This is a genomic window from Cupriavidus sp. WGlv3, from assembly GCF_023952475.1.
Taxonomy (GTDB): domain Bacteria; phylum Pseudomonadota; class Gammaproteobacteria; order Burkholderiales; family Burkholderiaceae; genus Cupriavidus; species Cupriavidus phytorum.
In genome coordinates, this window is the sequence record NZ_JALHRX010000010.1 from 132,674 (window position 1) to 154,851 (window position 22,178).

The 22,178-nt window shown below is 68.1% G+C and carries 18 protein-coding genes, 1 tRNA gene and 1 pseudogene; 15 read left to right on the forward strand and 5 right to left on the reverse strand.

Annotation, left to right across the window (positions count from 1 at the left end):
• Position 1: 1 nt before the first annotated feature.
• From MKD38_RS17815 to MKD38_RS17835, 5 genes are all read left to right on the forward strand, one after another.
• Complete coding sequence (locus MKD38_RS17815) at positions 2 to 1,108, forward strand: ABC transporter ATP-binding protein (protein ID WP_252678629.1); 1,107 nt, start codon at positions 2 to 4, stop codon at positions 1,106 to 1,108.
• Positions 1,105 to 1,989, forward strand: a complete 885-nt coding sequence (locus MKD38_RS17820) for a carbohydrate ABC transporter permease (RefSeq protein WP_112774264.1) — start codon at positions 1,105 to 1,107, stop codon at positions 1,987 to 1,989. The genes MKD38_RS17815 and MKD38_RS17820 overlap by 4 nt, the downstream gene beginning before the upstream one ends.
• A complete protein-coding gene (locus MKD38_RS17825) occupies positions 1,982 to 2,848 on the forward strand; it encodes a carbohydrate ABC transporter permease (RefSeq protein ID WP_252678630.1) in 867 nt (288 codons plus the stop codon). Before MKD38_RS17820 ends, MKD38_RS17825 begins: the two co-directional genes overlap by 8 nt.
• Positions 2,849 to 2,876: 28 nt before the next feature.
• Positions 2,877 to 3,185: a DUF2160 domain-containing protein gene (locus MKD38_RS17830; RefSeq protein ID WP_252678631.1), complete on the forward strand. Its 309-nt coding sequence runs from the start codon at positions 2,877 to 2,879 to the stop codon at positions 3,183 to 3,185.
• A gap of 120 nt (positions 3,186 to 3,305) precedes the next feature.
• Positions 3,306 to 5,045, forward strand: coding sequence for an ABC transporter substrate-binding protein (locus tag MKD38_RS17835; protein WP_256505302.1), 1,740 nt, complete (start codon positions 3,306 to 3,308; stop codon positions 5,043 to 5,045).
• A 61-nt stretch (positions 5,046 to 5,106) separates the two neighbouring features.
• Here MKD38_RS17835 and MKD38_RS17840 read toward each other — a convergent pair whose 3' ends face one another.
• Complete coding sequence (locus MKD38_RS17840) at positions 5,107 to 7,104, reverse strand: sensor domain-containing diguanylate cyclase (protein WP_252678632.1); 1,998 nt, start codon at positions 7,102 to 7,104, stop codon at positions 5,107 to 5,109.
• Between the two features lie 134 nt (positions 7,105 to 7,238).
• Here MKD38_RS17840 and MKD38_RS17845 point away from each other — a divergent pair.
• Positions 7,239 to 7,561 (forward strand): annotated as a pseudogene (locus MKD38_RS17845) (isochorismatase family protein); the annotation flags it as partial.
• Positions 7,562 to 7,653: 92 nt separating this feature from the next.
• Here MKD38_RS17845 and MKD38_RS17850 read toward each other — a convergent pair.
• From MKD38_RS17850 to MKD38_RS17865, 4 genes are all read right to left on the reverse strand, one after another.
• Positions 7,654 to 7,728 (reverse strand) — tRNA-Val (locus MKD38_RS17850).
• An 88-nt stretch (positions 7,729 to 7,816) separates the two neighbouring features.
• Positions 7,817 to 8,557 carry a DNA polymerase III subunit epsilon gene (dnaQ, locus tag MKD38_RS17855; RefSeq protein WP_252678649.1) on the reverse strand — a complete coding sequence of 247 codons (741 nt, stop codon included), beginning with the start codon at positions 8,555 to 8,557 and terminating at the stop codon, positions 7,817 to 7,819.
• 57 nt (positions 8,558 to 8,614) lie between these two features.
• Positions 8,615 to 9,052: a ribonuclease HI gene (rnhA, locus tag MKD38_RS17860; RefSeq protein ID WP_018007845.1), complete on the reverse strand. Its 438-nt coding sequence runs from the start codon at positions 9,050 to 9,052 to the stop codon at positions 8,615 to 8,617.
• Between the two features lie 74 nt (positions 9,053 to 9,126).
• Complete coding sequence (locus MKD38_RS17865; protein WP_115703810.1) at positions 9,127 to 9,927, reverse strand: methyltransferase domain-containing protein; 801 nt, start codon at positions 9,925 to 9,927, stop codon at positions 9,127 to 9,129.
• Positions 9,928 to 9,939: 12 nt separating this feature from the next.
• Between MKD38_RS17865 and gloB the strand changes: the two genes are divergently transcribed.
• The 9 genes from gloB to MKD38_RS17910 all read left to right on the forward strand — a co-directional run bounded on the left by gloB (position 9,940) and on the right by MKD38_RS17910 (position 22,170).
• Complete coding sequence (gene gloB / locus MKD38_RS17870) at positions 9,940 to 10,740, forward strand: hydroxyacylglutathione hydrolase (protein ID WP_252678654.1); 801 nt, start codon at positions 9,940 to 9,942, stop codon at positions 10,738 to 10,740.
• Between the two features lie 106 nt (positions 10,741 to 10,846).
• Entirely contained in the window at positions 10,847 to 12,523 is a 1,677-nt protein-coding gene (locus MKD38_RS17875; RefSeq protein WP_252678656.1) for a transglycosylase SLT domain-containing protein, read from the forward strand.
• Positions 12,524 to 12,666: 143 nt separating this feature from the next.
• Positions 12,667 to 14,592: a propionate--CoA ligase gene (locus tag MKD38_RS17880; protein ID WP_371925714.1), complete on the forward strand. Its 1,926-nt coding sequence runs from the start codon at positions 12,667 to 12,669 to the stop codon at positions 14,590 to 14,592.
• Positions 14,593 to 14,765: 173 nt separating this feature from the next.
• On the forward strand, positions 14,766 to 17,120 hold the full coding sequence (locus MKD38_RS17885) for a bifunctional salicylyl-CoA 5-hydroxylase/oxidoreductase (protein WP_252678663.1): 2,355 nt from the start codon (positions 14,766 to 14,768) through the stop codon (positions 17,118 to 17,120).
• Entirely contained in the window at positions 17,117 to 17,920 is an 804-nt protein-coding gene (locus MKD38_RS17890; protein ID WP_252678664.1) for an SDR family NAD(P)-dependent oxidoreductase, read from the forward strand. The genes MKD38_RS17885 and MKD38_RS17890 overlap by 4 nt, the downstream gene beginning before the upstream one ends.
• A 34-nt stretch (positions 17,921 to 17,954) precedes the next feature.
• Positions 17,955 to 18,806 (forward strand): enoyl-CoA hydratase family protein, encoded by an 852-nt coding sequence (locus tag MKD38_RS17895; RefSeq protein ID WP_252678668.1) that lies wholly within the window; start codon positions 17,955 to 17,957, stop codon positions 18,804 to 18,806.
• 5 nt (positions 18,807 to 18,811) lie between these two features.
• Positions 18,812 to 19,981 carry an acyl-CoA dehydrogenase family protein gene (locus MKD38_RS17900; RefSeq protein ID WP_252678669.1) on the forward strand — a complete coding sequence of 390 codons (1,170 nt, stop codon included), beginning with the start codon at positions 18,812 to 18,814 and terminating at the stop codon, positions 19,979 to 19,981.
• A 69-nt stretch (positions 19,982 to 20,050) separates the two neighbouring features.
• Positions 20,051 to 21,748, forward strand: coding sequence for an AMP-binding protein (locus MKD38_RS17905; protein ID WP_252678671.1), 1,698 nt, complete (start codon positions 20,051 to 20,053; stop codon positions 21,746 to 21,748).
• Positions 21,745 to 22,170 carry an acyl-CoA thioesterase gene (locus MKD38_RS17910; RefSeq protein ID WP_252678673.1) on the forward strand — a complete coding sequence of 142 codons (426 nt, stop codon included), beginning with the start codon at positions 21,745 to 21,747 and terminating at the stop codon, positions 22,168 to 22,170. Before MKD38_RS17905 ends, MKD38_RS17910 begins: the two co-directional genes overlap by 4 nt.
• Positions 22,171 to 22,178 lie beyond the last annotated feature (8 nt).

Below are 22,178 nucleotides of genomic sequence, written 5' to 3' on the forward strand. Positions count from 1 at the left end.
GATGGCGCGCATCGACCTGGACCTGGCGCACTCGTATGTGCCCGATCCGCGCACCGACGACGACTATGCGCTGCTGCCGCTGCGCTTCACCTTTGAAGACGGCGGCGCCTATGCGCTGCTGGGCCCGTCGGGCTGCGGCAAGACCACGCTGCTGAACTGCATTTCCGGGCTGCTGCGCCCGTCGCACGGCACCATCGCCTTCGATGGCCGCGATGTCACCGGCGCCACGCCGCAGGCGCGCAATATCGCCCAGGTGTTCCAGTTCCCGGTGATCTACGACACCATGACCGTCGGCGAGAACCTGGCCTTCCCGCTGCGCAACCGCGGCGTGCCCGAGGCGCAGGTGCGCGAGCGGGTCGGGCGCGTCGCCGAGATGCTGGACCTGTCGGCGACGCTCGGGCGCCGCGCCAGCGGCCTGGCCGCCGATGCCAAGCAGAAGATCTCGCTCGGACGCGGGCTGGTGCGCCAGGACGTGTCGGCCATCCTGTTCGACGAGCCGCTCACGGTGATCGATCCGCAGCTCAAATGGCAGCTGCGGCGCAAGCTCAAGGAAATCCACCATGAGTTTCGCCTGACGCTGATCTACGTCACCCATGACCAGACCGAGGCGCTGACCTTTGCCGACCAGGTGGTGGTGATGTCGCGCGGCAAGGCGGTGCAGGTCGGGCCGGCCGACGCGCTGTTCGAGCGGCCCGCGCACACCTTCGTCGGGCACTTTATCGGCTCGCCGGGCATGAACTTCCTGTCCGGGCAATGGCGCGACGGCGCCATCGACGTGGCCGGGCGGCGCTATATGCCGCCGCTGTCGCCGCCGGTGGAAGCGGCGCTGCGCGCGGCCGGCAGCTTCCGCATCGGGGTGCGCCCCGAATACCTGCAACTGGCGCCCGAGCGCGACACGCAGGCGGTGCCGGTGCAGGTGCAGCGCGCGCAGGACATCGGCACCTACTGGCTGCTGACCGGCGCGGTGCAGGAGGCGGGTGCGCAGGCCGGCACGCTGCGCGCGCGCCTGGGCGCCGAGGCCGCCGGCCTGCGCGCGGGCGACACCGCGTGGCTGTCGGTGTTCAACCGGCATACCTGCTACTACGTCAACGAGGAGCTGGTGCCATGAAACCGGTCAACCAGAAGGCCTGGCTGCTGGTGCTGCCGGTGGTGGCGTGCGTGGCGTTCTCCGCCATCCTGCCGCTGATGACCATCGTCAACTACTCGGTGCAGGACATCATCTCGCCCGAGCGGCGCGTGTTCGTCGGCACCGAATGGTTCCGCACCGTGCTGCGCGACGGTGAGCTGCACGACGCGCTGCTGCGCCAGCTGGGCTTCTCGCTGGCGGTGCTGCTGGTGGAGATCCCGCTCGGCATCCTGCTGGCGTTGTCGATGCCGGCGCGGGGCTGGAAGGCGTCGGCAGTGCTGGTGATCATCGCGCTGTCGCTGCTGATCCCGTGGAACGTGGTCGGCACCATCTGGCAGATCTTCGGACGCACCGACATCGGCCTGCTTGGCGCCGCGCTGGCCGGGCTCGGCTTCGACTACAACTACACCGGCAGCGCCTTCGACGCCTGGATCACGGTGCTGGTGATGGACGTCTGGCACTGGACGCCGCTGGTGGCGCTGCTGTGCTACGCCGGCCTGCGCGCGATCCCCGACGCCTACTACCAGGCTGCGCAGATCGACGGCGCCTCGCGCCTGGCGGTGTTCCGCTATATCCAGCTGCCCAAGCTGCGCGGCGTGCTGATGATCGCGGTGCTGCTGCGCTTCATGGACAGCTTCATGATCTACACCGAGCCATTCGTGCTGACCGGCGGCGGACCCGGCAACGCCACCACCTTCCTGTCGCAATACCTGACGCAGAAGGCGGTCGGCCAGTTCGACCTGGGTCCGGCGGCGGCGTTTTCGATCGTCTACTTCCTGATCATCCTGCTCATGTGTTTCATCCTCTACAACTGGATGCAGCGCGCGGGCACCGCCGGCAGCGAGGACATGCCCCATGGCTGAGATCTCTTCGGCAGTCCCTGCGGTGGTCCCCGCCGCGATCCCCGCGCAGGCCAGCCGCGCCGCCTGGTGGCGAGCCGGCTTCCTGCTGGCCTACCTGGTGTTCGCGATCGTGCCGATCTACTGGATGGTCAACATGTCGTTCAAGACCAACGAGGAGATTGTCTCGACGCTGTCGCTGTGGCCGGGCCAGTTCACGCTCGAGCACTACAAGACCATCTTCACCGATCCGTCGTGGTATTCGGGCTACCTCAACTCGATGATCTACGTGGCGATGAACACCGTGATCTCGATCGGCGTGGCGCTGCCGGCCGCCTACGCCTTTTCGCGCTACCAGTTCATCGGCGACAAGCACGTGTTCTTCTGGCTGCTGACCAACCGCATGACGCCGCCGGCGGTATTCCTGCTGCCGTTCTTCCAGCTCTACAGCACCATCGGGCTGATGGATACGCACCTGGGCGTGGCGCTGGCGCACCTGGTCTTCAACGTGCCGCTGGCGGTGTGGATCCTCGAGGGCTTCATGTCGGGCGTGCCGCGCGAGATCGACGAGACCGCCTATGTCGACGGCTACTCGTTCCCGCGTTTCTTCCTGACCATCTTCCTGCCGCTGATCAAGGCCGGGGTGGGCGTGGCCGCCTTCTTCTGCTTCATGTTCAGCTGGGTCGAGCTGCTGCTGGCGCGCACGCTGACCTCGGTCAACGCCAAGCCCATCGTCGCCACCATGACGCGCACGGTGTCGGCTTCGGGCATGGACTGGGGCGTGCTGGCCGCGGCCGGCGTGCTGACCATCGTGCCCGGCGGCATCGTGATCTGGTTCGTGCGGCACTACATCGCGAAGGGCTTCGCGATGGGCCGCGTTTAACGCAGCGCTTCGCAAGGAGACGGCGCCAATGCTGAACTGGATGGTATGGACCACACCGGTGGCGGTGTTTTTTGGCTGCATCGTGGTGATGCTGGTCGGCATGACGATCCTGGAAATCCGCTCGCCCTCGGTGCTGCGCAAGGGCTTCCTGCCGATCGCCACCACCCGCGGCGACCGGCTCTTCATCGGGCTGATGTGCGCGGCGTGGATCAACCTGGCGTGGGTGGGGCTGGGCGAGAAGGTCGCCGCATGGCTGGCGCTGCCGGAAGAGCCGTCGGTGTGGATCAGCTTCGTGGCTTCGATGCTGGTGCTGGCGCTGATCCTGCGCAAGGGCTAGCGGCACAGCCGGCCGGCATTGGCAAGCACAGACAAGCAATAACGGGAAACGCGGCTTGTCCCCACCCCGGGGCCGCCACCCAGACCAAGACCGGGGCAGGGGATTCTTGAGGAGACGCCGATGAAAGTGCACGTGACGTTGGGGATGTCAGCCCTTGCCTGCGCGGCCGCGCTGGCTTGCGGTTCCGCCTGGGCGGGCGAAGCGGAAGCGAAGAAGTGGATCGACAACGAGTTCCAGCCCTCGTCGCTGTCCAGGGACAAGCAGGCCGCGGAAATGAAGTGGTTCATCGATGCCGCCGCCAAACTGAAGGCCAAGGGCGTTACGCAGATCAACGTGGTGTCGGAGACCATCACCACGCACGAGTACGAATCCAAGACCTTGGCCAAGGCGTTCGAGGAGATCACCGGCATCAAGGTCAACCATGACCTGATCCAGGAAGGCGATGTGGTCGAGAAGCTGCAGACCTCGATGCAGTCCGGCAAGTCGATCTACGACGGCTGGATCTCCGACTCCGACCTGATCGGCACGCACTACCGCTATGGCTCTATCCTGCCGCTGACCGACTATATGAACGGCGCCGGCAAGGAGTGGACCAATCCCGGGCTGGATGTGAAGGACTTCATCGGCACCAAGTTCACCACCGCGCCGGATGGCAAGCTGTACCAACTGCCCGACCAGCAGTTCGCCAACCTGTACTGGTTCCGCGCCGACTGGTTCGCGCGCAAGGACCTGCAGGAAAAGTTCAAGGCCAAGTACGGCTACGACCTGGGCGTGCCGACCAACTGGTCCGCCTATGAGGACATCGCCAACTTCTTCACCAACGACGTCAAGGAGATCGACGGCAAGAAGGTCTACGGCCACATGGACTACGGCAAGAAGGACCCGTCGCTGGGCTGGCGCTTCACCGACGCCTGGCTGTCGATGGCCGGCACCGCCGACAAGGGCCTGCCCAACGGCATGCCGGTGGACGAGTGGGGCATCCGCGTGGCCGAGGACAAGTGCACGCCGGTCGGCGCCTCGGTGGCGCGCGGCGGCGCCACCAACAGCCCGGCGGCGGTCTATGCGCTGACCAAGTACATCGACTGGATGAAGAAGTACGCGCCGCCGCAGGCGATGGGCATGACCTTCTCCGAGGCCGGCCCGGTGCCCGCGCAGGGCCAGGTGGCGCAGCAGATCTTCTGGTACACGGCCTTTACCGCCGACATGACCAAGAAGGGCCTGCCGGTTGTCAACGCCGACGGCTCGCCCAAGTGGCGCATGGCGCCGTCGCCGTATGGCCCGTACTGGAAGCAGGGCATGCAGAACGGCTACCAGGACGTGGGTTCATGGACCTTCTTCAAGAACACCGATCCCAACAAGCTGGCCGGCGCCTGGCTGTACGCGCAGTTCGTGACCTCGAAGACGGTATCGCTGAAAAAGTCGCTGACCGGACTCACCTTTATCCGCGACAGCGACATCCATCACGACTACCTGACCAAGAACGCGGCCAAGTATGGCGGCCTGGTCGAGTTCTACCGCAGCCCCGCGCGCGTGGCGTGGACCCCGACCGGCACCAACGTGCCGGATTATCCGAAGCTGGCCCAGCTGTGGTGGAAGAACGTGGCCACCGCGGTGACCGGCGAGAAGACGCCGCAAGCCGCGATGGACACGCTGGCCGAAGAGATGGACCAGGTCATGGCACGGCTGCAGCGCGCGGGCATGAGCCATTGCGCGCCCAAGCTGAACACGAAGGGCGATCCGGGCAAGTGGCTGTCGAACGACCACGCGCCGTGGAAGAAGCTCGCCAACGAGAAGCCCAAGGGCGAGACCATTCCGTACGACAAGCTGCTGCAGGCGTGGAAGGAGGGGCAGGTGCGCTGAGGCACCCGGGCGAGGCGGGCGTGCCGGATTGCTCGGAACGCCCGCCTCGCCCGGTCCGATCCTATGTCGTGAGGCCGGAGCTTTCGGCCGCCGGCGCCGCCGTCGACTGCGAGGCATAGCGCGCCTTGCCGTGCCGCTTGGCTTGATACAGCGCCATGTCGGCGTGCAGGAACAGCTCGCTCACGGTCATGGCGTGCCGCGCATCGCGCAGGGCCGCGCCGACGCTGGCCGATGCCGCCAGCGTATGGCCGTCGATCACGAAGGGCATGCGCGCGGCCTGCACGATGGTGTTGGCCACCGACGCCATGGCATGGCGGTCGGCAATGCCGTCAAGGATCACCGCGAATTCGTCGCCACCGATGCGCGCGACCGCATCGCCCTTGCGCACGCAGGCGCGCAGGCGTTGCGCGAATGCCACCAGCAGCTGGTCGCCGATGGGATGGCCGTGGTTGTCGTTGACCGCCTTGAAGTCGTCCAGGTCCACCAGCAGCAGCGCCAGCGGGCAGGCGCTGGCGCCGGCGCGTGTCATGGCTTCGGCCAGGCGCCGGTCGAAGCCCTTGCGGTTGAGCAGGCCGGTCAGGTAGTCGGAGACGGTCTGCGCTTCCAGGCTGCGCAGCTTCTCGCGCTCGTGCGTGACGTTGCGCCCGAACATGTGCAGGCCGACCACGGTGTCCTGGGCATCGTTCCACGCCGGCTGGCAAGTGATTTCGATGCATTCGGTACCGTCCGCGCTTTCGCGGGTAAAGGTCACGGCCTGGCCGGTGCCGGCTTGCTGCAGGTAGGCCTGGCAGGCCAGGTATTCCTGCGTGCCCCACAGCTCGCGCAGCGACAGGCCCACGATCTGCTGCGCCGGCACGCCGTAGCGACGTGCATACGCCTCGTTGACGAAGACGTAGCGCTGCTGCATGTCGATGAAGGAGATAAAGTCCGGCACATGGTTGGCAATCGCCTCGATGCGCTTCTCGCTGGCGGCGGCGCGGTCCTTGGCGGCCTGCAGCGCGGCCTCGCGCTCCGACAGCTGCGCCACGACCTCGGCGAAGCTCGACGCCAGTTCGCCGATCTCGTCGGCGCGGCCAACCGGCAGGTCCGCCACCGCTGCCGGGTGGGTGCCGAGCTGGCGCACCGCGCGGTGCAGCCGCTGCAGCGGCGCCAGCAGCCGCCACATCACCAGCCACATCAGTCCGGCCGCGATCACCATGGTGATGGCCCCCATCACCAGCGTGCGCTTGCGCACCGTGAGCAGCGGCGCATAGGCTTCGGCCGCGGGCAGCACCGCGACCACCTCCCAGCCGTTGGCGGCCAGCAGGTAGCGTGCGACGATCGGCTGGGTCGGCGTCAGGATCTCCAGCAGCGCGGGCGGCTGCTCGGCGCCGCAGGCTTCGCCGATGGCGCGCGCCGGTGCCAGCAGACGCGACACGTCCGGATGCATCGCATAGCGGGGATTGGGGCCGGCAGACACCAGGCAGAAGCTGCCGGTAGTGCCGACCCGGCTATGCGACAGCTCGCGCAGGAAGTTGCTGTCCGCCAGGTTCAGCACGCCGCCGACCACGCCACGCAGTTCGCCGGAGGGGCCCAGCATCGGCACCGCCAGCACCACGCCCGGTGCATTGGTCTGCTTGCCCTGGATCAGGTCCGACACCGCGAACGACTGGCCGTGCAGGACATCGCGGAAATAATCGCGGTCGTTGAGGCGCAGATGCACGCCATCCGGCACGGCGGTGCTGAACGTCAGTTCGCCGTCCGGCGAGGCCAGGAAAACGGCGTTGAAGGTGTCGGGAATGTCGATCAGGTCTTGCGCCGCCCGGCGCAAGTCCGCCGGCCTGGCCGTGGGCATGGCGGCAAACTGGCGCGCCAGCCGGTGCAGCACGGCGGCGCGGCCCTGCAGCTTTTGATCGAGCTGCTCGGCGACCATCTCGACCAGCGTGTCCTGCTGCGTCTGCAGCAGGTTCTTCAGGCTGTCATAGGCGTAATACTGGGCGTAGAGCGCGCGCAGCACGATGATCAGCGTCACCACCCCCGCCGTGGCCAACGCCATCCGATACTTCAAAGAGTGCTGCATGATTGACTTCTTTCTTGTGCGCACCGACCCGTTTCGCGTTCGCGCTGGCCGATCAGGACTCGCGATGGCGTGATAGGAAGGTTAGCAGAAGTCAAGCGGGATTTCGAAACTGTTTGCAACATAAATCAGCGCGGCATGTGGCGCACCATGGCCGTCCGGGCAGCCTGGCCTTAGATCCGACCGGCCCGTACGCGGCCTTTATCGAAGGGTGGGGCCGGAAGGTGGCGAGATCACGGTCATCAAGGGTCCCATATGTGCATCAGCGCCACGGTGCGGGCCGCGCTCGACCACGGTTTTCGCAGCACCGTCGTTGCCGCGGCCTTGCGCCACGCGCGACCTGCCGGATCCGCTGGGTGGCCCGGCGGTGCCGGCGGCAGCTTTGCACCGCAGCACGCTCGCTGCGCTGAACGACCGGTTTGCCACGGTGGTTGCCGATGCAGGTGCCTGGCGGCCCTGACGGCAGGGTGGGCCGGTTCCCGTATCGAGTGCCGGCAAATGAAATGAGTGCTGAAATGAAAAAAGCCAGCGCGAGGGCTGGCTTTTTGAAACTGGTGGGTGGTACAGGGATTGAACCTGTGACCCCTGCCGTGTGAAGGCAGTGCTCTACCGCTGAGCTAACCACCCCTGTCTGCGTCGTCGTTGCCGTCGTGCAGCAGAGAAATGAGATTATGCAGAGGTTCTTGTATCTTGTAAAGCCCTTTTTAGAATTTTCTTAGGCGGCCAGCGTTCCGGGGGCTTCGGCAGGATCTTCCTGCCATACCGTCTTGCCGCCGCTGGCCTTGTCCAGTCCCTTCAGCAGGGCCAGATGGGCCTGCTGCTCGTCGTCCGTCGCGCGCAGTACCGGCAGGACCAGTCGGGACAGGTCGGCGGTGGTGACCACGCCGCCCTGGCCGCTGGCGCTGTCGAGCGTGTCGATCACCAGCGAATCCTGGCCGCGCGTCATGGCAAGGTAGACCTCGGCCAGCAGCTCAGCGTCCAGCAGCGCGCCGTGCAGCGTGCGGTGGGCATTGCTGATGCCGAGGCGCTCGCACAGCGCATCGAGCGAGTTGCGCTTGCCCGGGAACATCTGCCGCGCTTCGCGCAAGGTATCGATCACGTTGCCGACATACTGGCGGAACGGCGGCAGGCCGAGCAGCTGGAATTCCATGTCGAGGAAGCCCAAGTCGAACTGCGCGTTGTGGATGATCAGCTCGGCGTCCTGCACGAACTCGCGGATATCGTGGACAACCTCGGCAAAGCGCGGCTTGTCGGCCAGGAACTCGACGGTGATGCCGTGGACCGCGATCGCGCCCTCGTCGATATCGCGCTCGGGATTGACGTAGAAGTGCAGGTGGCGCCCCGTCAGCCGGCGGTTCATCAGCTCGACGCAGCCGATTTCGATCAGGCGGTCGCCGGTGGCGGCACTCAGGCCGGTGGTTTCGGTATCGAGAACGATTTGTCGCATGGCGGGCATTCTAGCGGAGCGGTGCGGGCGTTCCGCGCTTGTTGTCGGTGGTGCTGCGAGATCCGGTCAGCGGCCGATCGATTCGACGCCGCGGTTGGCCAGCGCGTCGGCGCGCTCGTTGCCGGGGTGGCCGTTATGGCCGCGCACCCAGTGCCACGAGATCTGGTGCGGTTGCGCCAGGGTGTCCAGCGCCTGCCACAGGTCGGCGTTCTTGACCGGCTTCTTGTCGGCGGTCTTCCAGCCGCGCGCTTTCCAGCCGGGCAGCCATTCGCTGATGCCTTTCTGCACGTACTGGGAGTCGGTATAGACGCGCACCACGCAGGGCCGCTTGAGCGCGCGCAGCGCTTCGATCACGGCCGTCATTTCCATGCGGTTGTTGGTGGTGTTCGGCTCGCCGCCGAACAGTTCTTTTTCGCTGGTGCCGGCGACCAGCACTGCGCCCCAGCCGCCGCGGCCGGGATTGCCCTTGCAGGCGCCGTCGGAGTAAATCGTGACTTCTTGCATGTGATTCCGTGGTGGCCGCCCGCGGATCGGGCGGCGCATTGAGGGCAGGGCGGAGCGCGCGCGGCCGCACCGCGTCAGCGTTCCCTGCCCGGGGTCTTGCCATGCGTGCCGGTGGGTGTGGCCACCGGTGCCGACACCGGTGCCAGCGCCGGCTTGGTCTTCCAGGCCGGTCCGACCAGCCGGATATTGCGCACGCGCTTGATCGCCGAAATCATATAGACCGCGCCGAAGATCGGCCACCAGCGGTCGCCGGCCTTTTCCATGAAGGCGGCGCGCTGCAGCCAGCGGTCGGTGCGGTACGGCGGGCAATAGCAGCCGAAGCGGCCGCGGATGATATCGAAGCCGAGCAGCTTGAGCCAGTCCTTGATGCGCACGAAGCCGATCTGCTGGGCGTCGGTCGGCAGGAACGGCGTGGCGCCGAGCCGGTTCATGCCCTGGCGTGCGCCCCACAGGCTCATCGGGTTGAAGCAGGTGACGACCACGCGGCCTTCGGGCATCAGCACCCGCGAGACTTCGCGCAGCACTTCATGCGGGTCTTCGGCGAACTCCAGGATATGGGGCAGGGTGACCAGGTCGATGCTTTGGGTATCGAACGGCAGTTCGTCGAATCGGCACAGCAGCTGGCGCGCATCCGGATGTGCGGCACGGGGCCCGTGCGGGCCGCTGGACGGATCCAGCGCCAGCGCCGAGAACGGCATCCGGTTCTCGCGCAGGGTGTCGATATAGGGCAGGCCCAGCTGGACCGCGTGGTAGCCGAAGATGTCGGTCACGGTCCGGTCGTACTGCTGCGCCTCCCAGCGCAGCATGTACTCGCCGGGCGGCGAGGCCAGCCAGTCTTCCCAGCTTACAATCGGGTGATTGGGACGATTGGACATAGGAGCATGCGCATGTTGAAGGTTGAGCCGATCCCGGCGTTCCAGGATAACTATATCTGGGCCATCCACGACGGGCACTGCGCCGCGGTGGTCGATCCTGGCGAGGCCGCGCCGGTGGAGCGCTTCCTGGCGCAAAGCGGTCTGGCTCTGGGCGCTATTGTAATCACCCATCACCACGGCGATCACCAGGGCGGCGTGGCCGAGCTGCTGGCGGCGCATCCGCGCGCGCCCTCGGGTGACCCGCTGCCGGTGCTGGGGCCGGCGGGCGAGCGTATCGGCGGGCGCACCCGGGCGCTGCGCGAGGGCGACATGGCGACGCTCGAGGCGCCGGCGCTGACGCTGCGGGTGCTGGACGTGCCCGGCCACACCGCCGGCCATATCGCCTACGTCGCCGACCTGGGCGAAGCCGGCCCGGCGGTGTTCTGCGGCGATACCCTGTTCGCCAGCGGCTGCGGGCGCCTGTTCGAAGGCACGCCGGCGCAGATGCTGGCGTCGCTGGACAAGCTGGCGGCACTGCCCGGCGACACCCGCGTCTATTGCGCGCACGAATACACGCGCAGCAATGTGCGCTTCGCGCGCGCGGTGGAGCCCGGCAACGCCGCGCTCGAGGCGTGGGAGCAGCGCGTCGAGGCGCTGCGCGCCGCGGACCGGCCGACGCTGCCGACCACCATCGCCCACGAGCGCCAGGTCAACCCCTTCCTGCGCTCGCGCGAACCGGCGGTGCGCGCCGCGGTGTCGGCCCATGGCGGCGCCACCGCGGGCGATGCGCAGGCGTTCGGCGCGCTGCGCGGCTGGAAGGACAATTTCCGCTGAGGCCCGGCCGGGGTGCGGATAGTGGCTATGTGGAAAATCTGATTGACGCGATACGCGGTTTTTTTTAGCATCACGCAACCTTTTAGCGTCACGATTTGAGAACTTAATGAAAATTGGTCGATTACTGGCGGTGGTCGCGTGCGCCGCGCTGCTTGCAGCGTGCGCCAGCACCCCCACGCCGCCTGAAGGCGCCGACGGTGCCGCGACCGCCCAGACTGCCAAGCGGGACCCGCTCAACACCCTCAGCGACAAGTCCGCGCTCTCTTCCACTTCCACCATCAATGTCGACCAGGGCGGCCTGGACTGGCTGCGCGGCCCGTCCAACGATATCTGGGACCGGATCCGGGGCGGCTTTGCCATGACCGACCTGGAGGGCACGCTGGTCGACGATCGCACCCAGTGGTATGCGCAGCGGCCGGAGTACATGGAACGGATGGTCGGGCGCTCGAGCCGCTACCTCTATCACATCGTCGAGGAGCTGGAACAGCGCAAGATGCCGACCGAGCTGGCGCTCCTGCCGTTCGTCGAGAGCGCCTTCAACCCGCAGGCGCAGTCCACCGCCAAGGCGGCCGGGATGTGGCAATTCATTCCGAGCACGGGCAAGTTCTATAACCTGAAGCAGAACATGTTCCGCGACGAGCGCCGCGACGTGCTGGCCTCGACCGACGCCGCGCTCGACTACCTGGCGCGGCTCTACGACATGTTCGGCGACTGGCACCTGGCGCTGGCGGCTTACAACTGGGGCGAGGGCGCGGTGTCGCGCGCGATTGCGCGCAATCAGGCGCGCGGGCTGCCGACCGACTATGCCAGCCTGCCGATGCCCAACGAGACGCGCTACTACGTGCCCAAGCTGCAGGCGGTCAAGAACATCATCGCCAACCCGGCCGCGTACGGCGTCAAGCTGCCCGAGATCCCGGACCACCCGTACTTCGTCACGGTGACCACCTCGCGCGACATCGACGTGAACCTGGCCGCCAAGCTGGCCGACATGTCGGTGGAGGAATTCAAGGCGCTGAACCCGTCGTTCAACCGGCCGGTGATCCTGGGCGCGTCGAACCCGCAGATCCTGCTGCCGTTCGATAACGCCGAGCGCTTCCAGTACAACCTGAATACCTATCGCGGCGGCCTGTCGAGCTGGGCCGCGGTGACGGTGGACAGCCGCGAGCGCGTCGAATCGCTGGCGGCGCGGCTGAATGTCGATGCCGACACGCTGCGCGAGATCAACAGCATCCCCAAGGGCATGCGCCTGAAGGCGGGCTCTACCGTGATGATCCCGCGCTCGGGCCGGCATGACCAGGACATCAGCGCCACCCTCGCCGACAGCGCCATGCTGGCGATGGAGCCGGACCTGCCCGATGCGCGCCGCGTGGTGGTGCGCGCCGGCCGGCGCGATACCGTGACCTCGGTGGCGCGTCGCTATGGCGTCTCGGCGGGGCAGGTGCAGTCGTGGAACAAGCTCTCCGGCACCAAGCTGGTGGCCGGGCAGAGCCTGGTGCTGATGGTGCCGGTGCGTGGCGCCGGCGCGGTGCGCGCGGCCCGTGCCGAACGCGCGGACCGGGCCGAGCGGGCCGAGCGCAGCGAACAGGCCAGCCGCAAGGAACCGTCGGGCAAGGCCGGCAAGGGCGCCAGGGTGGAGCGGGTCTCCGCCAAGGGCAAGGGCGAGGCGCGCCAGCGCGTGGTGGTCGAGGCCACGCCGCGACGCGCTGGCAAGGCGCCGGCCGTTGCCAAGGTGTCGGCCAAGCCCACCACCAAGGCCAGCGCCAAGGGCGCCAAGGCGCGCTGACATAATCGCCGGCGCGACGCCGGGACAGCAACAGGGGCGATGCCGTCGGCACGCCCCTTTTTTCATGTGCCGGCGCCGCCCCGTGCGGCAGCGCGCGGAAACCGTGGCCACGAGCGCCCGGGCCGGTGGCAAACTACGGGCAGATACCAACGACCGCAGACGCGGAGGAGACAGACATGACGGCAAGCCATGCCGTGCATGCCCGTTCGCTGGCCGACCCCGAGGGGTTCTGGGCCGAACAGGCGGCACGCATCGACTGGGAAACCCCGTTCAGCCAGGTGCTCGACAACAGCCGCGCACCCTTCACGCGCTGGTTCGTCGGCGGGCGCACCAACCTGTGCCACAACGCGGTCGACCGCCACCTGCCGGCCCGTGCCAGCCAGCCGGCGCTGCACTGGGTCTCGACCGAGACCGACCAGGCCCGCAGCCTTACCTACGCCGAGCTGCACGACGAGGTCAGCCGCATGGCGGCGATCCTGCAGCAACTGGGCGTGCAGCGGGGCGACCGGGTGCTGATCTACATGCCAATGATCCCCGAAGCCGCCTTCGCCATGCTGGCGTGCGCGCGCATCGGCGCGATCCATTCGGTGGTGTTCGGCGGCTTCGCTTCGGTCAGCCTGGCCGCGCGCATCGAGGATGCCCGGCCGCGCGTGGTGGTCAGCGCCGACGCCGGTTCGCGCGCGGGCAAGGTGGTGCCGTACAAGCCGCTGCTGGATGAGGCTCTCCGGCTGTCGTCGCACCAGCCCGAGAAGGTGTTGCTGGTGGACCGGCAGCTGGCGGACATGCCTCGCACCGCCGGTCGCGACGAAGACTACGCGGCGTGGCGCGAGCGCGTCGCCGGCGTGCAGGTGCCGTGCGTGTGGCTGGAGTCGGGCGAACCGTCCTATGTGCTCTATACCTCGGGCACCACCGGCAAGCCCAAGGGCGTGCAGCGCGATACCGGCGGCTATGCGGTCGCACTGGCCACGTCGATGGAATACATCTTCTGCGGCAAGGCCGGCGACACCATGTTCACCGCGTCGGACATCGGCTGGGTGGTGGGGCACAGCTATATCGTCTATGGCCCGCTGCTGGCCGGCATGGCCACGCTGATGTATGAGGGCACGCCGATCCGGCCCGACGGCGGCATCCTGTGGCGCCTGGTCGAGCAATACCGGGTCAACCTGATGTTCAGCGCCCCGACCGCGATCCGCGTGCTGAAGAAGCAGGACCCGGCATGGCTGACGCGCTACGACCTGTCCAGCCTGCGCCTGCTGTTCCTGGCCGGCGAGCCGCTCGACGAGCCGACCGCGCGCTGGATCCAGGATGGCCTGGGCAAGCCGGTGGTCGACAACTACTGGCAGACCGAATCCGGCTGGCCCATCATCGCGATCCAGCGCGGCCTCGAGGCGCTGCCGCCCAAGCTCGGCTCGCCCGGCGTGCCGGCCTACGGCTATGACCTGAAGATCGTCGACGAGAACACCGGCGCCGAATGCCCGCCCGGGCAGAAGGGCGTGGTCGCCATCGACGGCCCGCTGCCGCCTGGGTGCATGAGCACGGTGTGGGGCGACGATGACCGCTTCGTGCGCACCTATTGGCAGGCGGTGCCGAACCGACTGTGCTATTCGACCTTCGACTGGGGCGTGCGCGATGCCGACGGCTACGTCTTTATCCTGGGGCGCACCGACGACGTGATCAACGTCGCCGGCCACCGGCTGGGCACGCGCGAGATCGAGGAAAGCCTGTCGTCCAGCGCCGCCGTGGCCGAGGTGGCCGTGGTGGGCGTGCAGGACACGCTCAAGGGGCAGGTGGCGATGGCGTTCTGCATCGCCCGCGATCCGGCGCGCACGGCCACGCCGGAGGCGCGGCTGGCGCTGGAGGGCGAACTGATGAAGACGGTCGAGCAACAACTGGGCGCGGTGGCGCGCCCGGCGCGCGTGTTGTTCGTCAATGCGCTGCCGAAGACGCGTTCCGGCAAGCTGCTGCGGCGCGCCATGCAGGCCGTGGCCGAAGGTCGCGACCCGGGCGACCTGACCACCATCGAGGATCCGGGCGCGCTGGAACAGCTGCAGGCCGCGTTGAAAGGCTAGCGGGCAGGGCGATGGGGTGCCGCGCACGGCACACCGCATTGCCGCCTTGCCATCGGTCGTGATGCAGTCTAATATTTGAAGCATAAAATATTTAATCTTGATCTAGATGGCGGTGTAGTCCGGGACGGTGCGCGATATGCGGCGCGCCCGGCACAGCCGGCAGGAGGCAACAGATGCGCGTGCTTTGTATTGGCGGAGGCCCCGCCGGCCTGTACTTCGGCCTGCTGATGAAGCTGCAGGATCCGGCCAACGAGGTCATCGTGGTCGAGCGCAACCGGCCCTACGACACCTTCGGCTGGGGCGTGGTGTTTTCGGACGCCACCATGGACAACCTGAAGCAAGCCGACCCGGCCAGCGCCAGCGAGATCAACGCCGCCTTCAACCACTGGGACGATATCGACATCCATATCGGCGGGCGCACCATCCGCTCGGGCGGCCACGGCTTTATCGGCATCGGCCGCAAGCGCCTGCTGAACATCCTGCAGGCGCGTTGCGAAGCGCTCGGGGTGAAGCTGGTGTTCGAGACCGATGTGTCCGACGACCAGGCGCTGGCGATGCAATACCAGGCCGACCTGGTGGTCGCGTCGGACGGCCTGAACAGCCGTATCCGCACGCGCTATGCCGACACCTTCCGGCCGGATATCGATACGCGCCAGTGCCGCTTTGTCTGGCTGGGCACGCACAAACTGTTCGATGCCTTCACCTTTGCCTTCGAGAAGACCGAGCACGGCTGGTTCCAGGCGCATGCCTACCGCTTCGACGACAACACCTCGACCTTTATCGTCGAGACGCCCGAATCGGTGTGGCAAGCCGCCGGCATCGACGCGATGAGCCAGGAAGAGGGCGTGGCGTACTGCGAGAAACTGTTCGCGCGCCACCTCGACGGCAACAAGCTGATCACCAATGCGTCGCACCTGCGCGGCTCGGCGATCTGGATCCGCTTCCCGCGCGTGATCTGCCGGCAGTGGGTGCACTGGAACACGTTGCCTGACGGCCGCCGCGTGCCCGTGGTGCTGATGGGCGATGCCGCGCACACCGCGCATTTCTCGATCGGCTCCGGCACCAAGCTGGCGCTCGAGGATGCCATCGACCTGGCCGAAGAGATCCGCGGCAGCGGCCACGACGGCCTGCCCGATGCGCTGGCGCGCTACGAAGCCACGCGCGGCGTGGAAGTGCTGAAGATCCAGAACGCGGCGCGCAACTCGACCGAGTGGTTCGAGAACGTCGAGCGTTATGCCGGCAGCCTGCCGCCGGAACAGTTCGCCTATTCGCTGCTGACGCGCTCGCAACGGATCTCGCACGAGAACCTGCGCGTGCGCGATGCCGGCTATGTGGCGCAGTTCGAGCACTGGCTGGCGCAGCAGGCCGGCGTGCCGGCAGAGAGCCTGCAATTGCGGGCGCACCAGCCGTGGCCGCCGATGTTCACGCCGTTCCGGCTGCGCGGCGTCACGCTCAAGAACCGCGTGGTGGTGTCACCGATGGCGATGTATTCCTGCACCGACGGCGTGCCGGGCGACTTCCATTTGGTCCACCTGGGGTCGCGCGCGCTCGGCGGCGCCGGCATGGTGGTGGCGGAAATGACCTGCGTCTCGCCCGATGCGCGCATCACGCCGGGCTGCCCGGGCTTGTGGAACGATGAACAGCGTGACGCATGGAAGCGCATCGTCGATTTCGTCCATGCCAGCAGCGATGCCCGCATCGCCATGCAGATCGGCCACTCCGGCCGCAAGGGCTCGACGCAGCTCGGCTGGGAAGCGATGGACCATCCTCTGCCGCAGGGCAACTGGCCGGTGATTTCGGCCTCTCCGCTGCCGTACCTGCCAGGCGAATCGCAGACGCCGCGCGCGATGACGCGCGCCGACATGGACCGTGTGCGCGACGATTTCGTCGCCAGCGCGCGGCGCGCGGCCGAGGCCGGCTTCGACTGGCTCGAGCTGCACTGCGCGCACGGCTACCTGCTGTCGAGTTTTATCTCGCCGCTGACCAATACGCGTGACGACGAATACGGCGGTTCGCTGGCCGCGCGGCTGCGCTATCCGCTCGAGGTGTTTGCCGCGGTGCGCGCGGTGTGGCCGCAGGACAAGCCGATGTCGGTACGCATCTCCGCGCATGACTGGGTCGAGGGCGGCATTACGCCCGATGATGCGGTCGAGATCGCGCGCGCCTTCAAGGCCGCGGGCGCCGACATGATCGACTGCTCGTCGGGCCAGGTCAGCCCCGACCAGGCGCCGGTCTACGGCCGCATGTACCAGACCCCGTTCGCCGACCGCATCCGCAACGAGGCCGGCATCGCCACCATCGCGGTGGGCGCCATCTTTGAGGCGGACCACGTCGACTCGATCATCGCCGCCGGCCGCGCCGACCTGTGCGCGATCGCGCGGCCGCACCTGGCCAACCCGGCGTGGACGCTGCAGGAAGCGGCGCGCATCGGCTACCGGGATATCGCCTGGCCCAAGCAATATCTGGCGGGCAAGCGACAACTGGAAACCAATCTCCAACGCGCCGCGGCGCAGGAGAAGCAGGCATGAGCGGCAACACGGCAACCCTGGCCGGCCGGCACGCGCTGGTCACCGGCGGCGGGCGCGGTATCGGCGCGGCGATCGCGCGGCGGCTGCTGGCCGATGGCGCCAGCGTCACGCTGCTGGGGCGCGATGCCGGCACGCTGCAGGCAACGGTGCAGGCGCTGCGCGGGCAGGCCCCGGCAGGCGCCGCGGTTTCGTATGTCACGGCCGATATTGCCGATGCCGACAGCGTTGCGCGTGCCTTTGCCACGGCCACGGAACAGGCCGGCAGGATCGCGATGCTGGTCAACAACGCCGGGCAGGCGCACAGCGCACCATTCCTGAAGACCGATGCCGCGCTGTGGCAGCGCATGCTCGACGTCAACCTGACCGGCACCTTCCTGTGCACGCAGGCGGCGCTGCCGGCGATGCTCGACGCAGGCTGGGGCCGCATCGTCAACGTGGCCAGCACCGCGGGGCTGATCGGCTATGGCTACGTCAGCGCCTACTGCGCCGCCAAGCACGGCGTGATCGGCCTGACCCGCGCGCTCGCGCTGGAAACCGCGGCCAGGGGCGTGACCGTCAACGCGGTATGCCCGGGCTATACCGAAACCGACATCGTGCGCGACGCGGTCGCCAATATCGTCGGCAAGACCGGCCGCACGGAGGAACAGGCGCGCGCCGAACTGGCCGCGCGCAATCCGCAGCGCCGGCTGGTGCAGCCCGACGAAGTGGCCGACGCGGTGGCCTGGCTGTGCCAGCCGTCCGCCGCGGCAATCACCGGCCAGGCGATCCCCGTCGCCGGCGGCGAAGTGATGGCGGGCTGAAGCACACTGACTGCAGCAGACAACGAGAGAACCCATGACAGAGATCGCACTCGACATGCGCCACCACAAGCGCAGCTTTGCCGGCTACCAGGCCGAGCATTTCCTGTGGTCGGTGTCCGCCGACGGCAAGGTCGGCACCGTGACGCTGAACCGGCCCGAACGCAAGAACCCGCTGACCTTCGATTCCTACGCCGAGCTGCGCGACCTGTTCCGCGGCCTGTGCTACGCCAGCGACATCAAGGCGGTGGTGGTGACCGGCGCCGGCGGCAACTATTGCTCGGGCGGTGACGTGCACGAGATCATCGGCCCGCTGACGCGCATGTCGATGCCCGAGTTGCTCGACTTCACGCGCATGACCGGCGACCTGGTCAAGGCGATGCGCGCGTGCCCGCAGCCGGTGGTGAGCGCGGTCGACGGCATCTGCGCCGGCGCCGGCGCGATGATGGCGCTGGCTTCCGACATGCGCCTGGGCACGGCGCAGGCCAAGACCGCATTCCTGTTCACGCGCGTCGGCCTGGCCGGTGCCGACATGGGCGCGTGCACGCTGCTGCCGCGGGTGATAGGGCAGGGCCGTGCCAGCGAGCTGCTCTACACCGGCCGCTCGATGAGCGCCGAGGAAGGGCTGCAGTGGGGCTTCTTCAACGCGCTGCATCCGTCCGAAGCGGTGCTGGCGCAGGCGCAGGCGCTCGCCGCGCAACTGGCCGCCGGCCCCACCTTCGCCCACGGCGTGACCAAGAAGCTGCTGCACCAGGAATGGAACATGGGCCTGGACGAGGCCATCGAGGCCGAGGCCGAGGCGCAGGCGATCTGCATGCAGACGCGCGATTTCCGTCGCGCCTACGAGGCCTTCGTCGCCAAGACCAGGCCGGTGTTCGAAGGGGACTGAGCGCCATGTCCGACAAGACCTTCCTCGATCTGCCGCTGTTCGACGACGCCCACCGCGCGCTGGAGCGCGAACTCGACGCATGGTGCGGGCAACACCTGCGGGTCGACCACAGCGATACCGACGCCGCGTGCCGCGCGCTGGTGCGGCAACTGGGCGAGGCCGGCTGGCTGCGCTATTGCGTGCCGGCCACGCATGGCGGCGCGCTGCCGGCGCTGGATTCGCGCTCGCTGTGCCTGCTGCGCGAGACGCTCGCGCGCCATGACGGCCTGGCCGATTTTGCCTTTGCCATGCAGGGGCTGGGCTCCGGGGCGATCTCGCTGGCGGGCAGCGACGCGCTGCGCGCGCGCTACCTGCCGCGCGTGGCGCGCGGCGAGGCGATCGCGGCGTTCGCGCTGTCGGAACCCGATGCCGGCTCGGATGTCGCCGCGATGCAATGCAGCGCGCGGCTGTCGGAAGACGGCAGCCACTATGTGGTCGATGGCGCCAAGACCTGGATCTCGAACGGCGGCATCGCCGACTTCTACTGCGTGTTCGTGCGCACCGGCGAGGCCCCCGGCGCGCGCGGCATCACCGCGCTGGTGATCGACGCCGACACCCCGGGCCTGACCATCGCCGAGCGCATCGACGTAATCGCGCCGCATCCGCTGGCGACGCTGCGCTTCGACCAGTGCCGCGTGCCGGTGGGCAACCGGCTGGGCGAGGCGGGGCAGGGCTTCAAGGTGGCGATGATGACGCTCGATATCTTCCGCGCGTCGGTGGCGGCGGCGGCGCTGGGCTTCGGCCGCGCCGCGCTGGACGATGCGCTGGCGCGTGCCCGCACGCGGCCGATGTTCGGGGGGGTGCTGGCCGACCTGCAGCTGACCCAGGCCGCGATCGGCGACATGGCCACCGCCATCGACACCGCGGCGCTGCTGACCTACCGTGCGGCCTGGCTGCGCGATGTGAAGGGGCAGCGCACCACGCGCGAAGCGGCCATGGCCAAGATGGTCGCCACCGAGAACGCGCAGCAGGTGATCGACCGCGCGGTGCAGATGTTCGGCGGCCTCGGCGTCAAGGTCGGCACGCGCGTGGAAAGCCTGTACCGCGAGATCCGCTCGCTGCGGATCTATGAAGGCGCGACCGAAGTGCAGAAGCTGATCATCGCGCGCGAGACGCTGGCCGGACAGCAGGCCTGAGCCCGGACCGTGCGCCCCCGCGCCACCCGCGAACTGCCGTACCGATACAGAGCAGACAGGAGACAAGCCATGGCGACCACAGCCCACCTCGACACCTTCGCGCGCGACCGCCTGCCGCCGCAGGACCAGTGGCCGGTGTTCCGCTTCAATGCCGATACCGACTACCCTGAGCGCATCAATGCCGCGGTGGAGCTGGTCGACCGCCACGTGCGCGAGGGACGCGGCGAGCGCATCGCCATCCGCTATCGTCGCGACGGCCGCGACGGCCGCATCGAGACCGTGACCTATGCACAGCTCGCCGCGCTGGTGAACCGCATCGCCCATGTGCTGGTCGAGGACATGCGGCTGGTGCCCGGCAACCGCGTGCTGCTGCGCGGCCCCAACAACCTGATGATGGCGGCCAGCTGGCTGGCCACGCTGAAGGCGGGCCTGGTGGCGGTGCCGACCATGCCGCTGCTGCGCGCCAGGGAGCTCAAGCAGATCATCGACAAGGCGCAGGTGACCGCGGCGCTGTGCGATGTGCGGCTGCGCGACGAGCTCGACGCCAACCAGCAGGCCGGCGGCGACTGCCATTGCCCGAGCCTGGCCCAAACGCTGCATTTCAACGGCGAAGGCGAGGGCTCGCTGGAAGCGGCGCTGGCGGGCAAGCCGGACACCTTCGACGCCTGCGACACCGCCAGCGACGATGTCTGCCTGATCGCCTTTACCAGCGGCACCACCGGCCAGCCCAAGGGCACCATGCATTTCCACCGCGACGTGCTGGCCATGTGCGACCTGTTCCCGCGCCATGTGCTGCGCTCCGCGCCTGACGACATCTTCTGCGGTACGCCGCCGATCGCCTTCACCTTCGGGCTCGGCGGCATGCTGTGCTTCCCGTTGCGCATCGGCGCCAGCACGGTCCTGGCGGAGAAGCTCACGCCCGAAACGCTGCTTGAGCTGATCCACGACTTCCGCGCCACCATCGTCTTCACCGCGCCCACCTTCTACCGGCAGATGGCGACGCTGGCGCCGCGCTTCGATATCTCCAGCCTGCGGCACAGTGTGTCGGCCGGCGAGGCGCTGCCCGACGCCACGCGGCAGAGCTGGAAGGCCGCCACTGGCATCGAGATGACCGATGGCATCGGCGGCACCGAGATGATGCACATCTTTATCTCGAGCGCCGGGGCCGAGGTCAGGCCGGGCGCGATCGGCAAGGTGGTGCCCGGCTACGTGGCGCAGATCGTCGACGAGGAGATGCGGCCGCTGCCGCTGGGCCAGGTCGGCAAGCTCGCGGTGCAGGGCCCGACCGGCTGCCGCTACCTGGACGACCCGCGCCAGGCCAACTATGTGAAGGCCGGCTGGAATCTGCCGGGCGATACCTTCGTCGCCGACGCGGACGGCTACTACTTCTACCAGGCGCGCTCCGACGACATGATCATCTCGGCCGGCTACAACATCGCCGGGCCGGAGGTGGAGAGCGCACTGATGCAGCACGAGGCGGTGGCCGAATGCGGCGTGGTCGGCGCGCCCGACGACGGCCGTGGCCAGGTGGTGATGGCCTACGTGGTGCTGCGCGAGGGCGTGGCCGCCGACGACGCCACCCGCACCGCGCTGCAGGACCACGTCAAGCGCCAGATCGCTCCGTACAAGTACCCGCGCCGCATCGAGTTCGTGCCGGCGCTGCCGCGTACCGAGACCGGCAAGCTGCAGCGCTTCCGGCTGCGCCAGATGGCGGAGCAGGGGCCGGCTGCAGGCAATGGCGGCAAGCCGAACCAGGGGCAGCCATGAGCGACGTGTTCCGCAATACCGTGCTGGTGCGCTTTAAGCACTGCGATGCCGCCGGCATCGTGTTCTATCCGCGCTACTTCGAGATGCTCAACGACCTGATCGAGGACTGGTTCGGCGAGGCGCTGGGCTGGCCGTTCGATGCCATGCATGGCGAGGGCCGCGCCGGCGTGCCGACGGCCGAGCTGGAGTGCCGCTTCCTCGCCCCCAGCCGGCTGGGCGAGGTGCTGACGCGCGAATTGCGGGTGCTGAAGCTGGGCCAGTCCAGCTTTACGCTGGCGGTTCGCTTTGCCGGCCCGCACGACGATACCCGCATGGAAGTGACGCAACGGCTGGTCTGCGTCGATACCGGCGCGATCGCGCCGCAGCCGCTGCCCGAATCCGTGCGCGAAGCCATGGCGCGCTACCTGGTCGCCGCGGCCTGAACCCGGAT

What these genes read in the sequence shown, in the direction of transcription:
- MKD38_RS17905 (WP_252678671.1), top strand. Translation starts at nt 20,051, where the DNA reads ATGGCGACCACAGCCCACCTCGACACCTTCGCGCGCGACCGCCTGCCG.
- MKD38_RS17885 (WP_252678663.1), top strand. Translation starts at nt 14,766, where the DNA reads ATGCGCGTGCTTTGTATTGGCGGAGGCCCCGCCGGCCTGTACTTCGGC.
- MKD38_RS17900 (WP_252678669.1), top strand. Translation starts at nt 18,812, where the DNA reads ATGTCCGACAAGACCTTCCTCGATCTGCCGCTGTTCGACGACGCCCAC.
- MKD38_RS17815 (WP_252678629.1), top strand. Translation starts at nt 2, where the DNA reads ATGGCGCGCATCGACCTGGACCTGGCGCACTCGTATGTGCCCGATCCG.
- MKD38_RS17890 (WP_252678664.1), top strand. Translation starts at nt 17,117, where the DNA reads ATGAGCGGCAACACGGCAACCCTGGCCGGCCGGCACGCGCTGGTCACC.
- MKD38_RS17825 (WP_252678630.1), top strand. Translation starts at nt 1,982, where the DNA reads ATGGCTGAGATCTCTTCGGCAGTCCCTGCGGTGGTCCCCGCCGCGATC.
- MKD38_RS17875 (WP_252678656.1), top strand. Translation starts at nt 10,847, where the DNA reads ATGAAAATTGGTCGATTACTGGCGGTGGTCGCGTGCGCCGCGCTGCTT.
- MKD38_RS17865 (WP_115703810.1), bottom strand. Translation starts at nt 9,927, where the DNA reads ATGTCCAATCGTCCCAATCACCCGATTGTAAGCTGGGAAGACTGGCTG.
- dnaQ (WP_252678649.1), bottom strand. Translation starts at nt 8,557, where the DNA reads ATGCCCGCCATGCGACAAATCGTTCTCGATACCGAAACCACCGGCCTG.
- MKD38_RS17895 (WP_252678668.1), top strand. Translation starts at nt 17,955, where the DNA reads ATGACAGAGATCGCACTCGACATGCGCCACCACAAGCGCAGCTTTGCC.
- MKD38_RS17835 (WP_256505302.1), top strand. Translation starts at nt 3,306, where the DNA reads ATGAAAGTGCACGTGACGTTGGGGATGTCAGCCCTTGCCTGCGCGGCC.
- MKD38_RS17820 (WP_112774264.1), top strand. Translation starts at nt 1,105, where the DNA reads ATGAAACCGGTCAACCAGAAGGCCTGGCTGCTGGTGCTGCCGGTGGTG.
- MKD38_RS17910 (WP_252678673.1), top strand. Translation starts at nt 21,745, where the DNA reads ATGAGCGACGTGTTCCGCAATACCGTGCTGGTGCGCTTTAAGCACTGC.
- MKD38_RS17830 (WP_252678631.1), top strand. Translation starts at nt 2,877, where the DNA reads ATGCTGAACTGGATGGTATGGACCACACCGGTGGCGGTGTTTTTTGGC.
- rnhA (WP_018007845.1), bottom strand. Translation starts at nt 9,052, where the DNA reads ATGCAAGAAGTCACGATTTACTCCGACGGCGCCTGCAAGGGCAATCCC.
- MKD38_RS17840 (WP_252678632.1), bottom strand. Translation starts at nt 7,104, where the DNA reads ATGCAGCACTCTTTGAAGTATCGGATGGCGTTGGCCACGGCGGGGGTG.
- gloB (WP_252678654.1), top strand. Translation starts at nt 9,940, where the DNA reads ATGTTGAAGGTTGAGCCGATCCCGGCGTTCCAGGATAACTATATCTGG.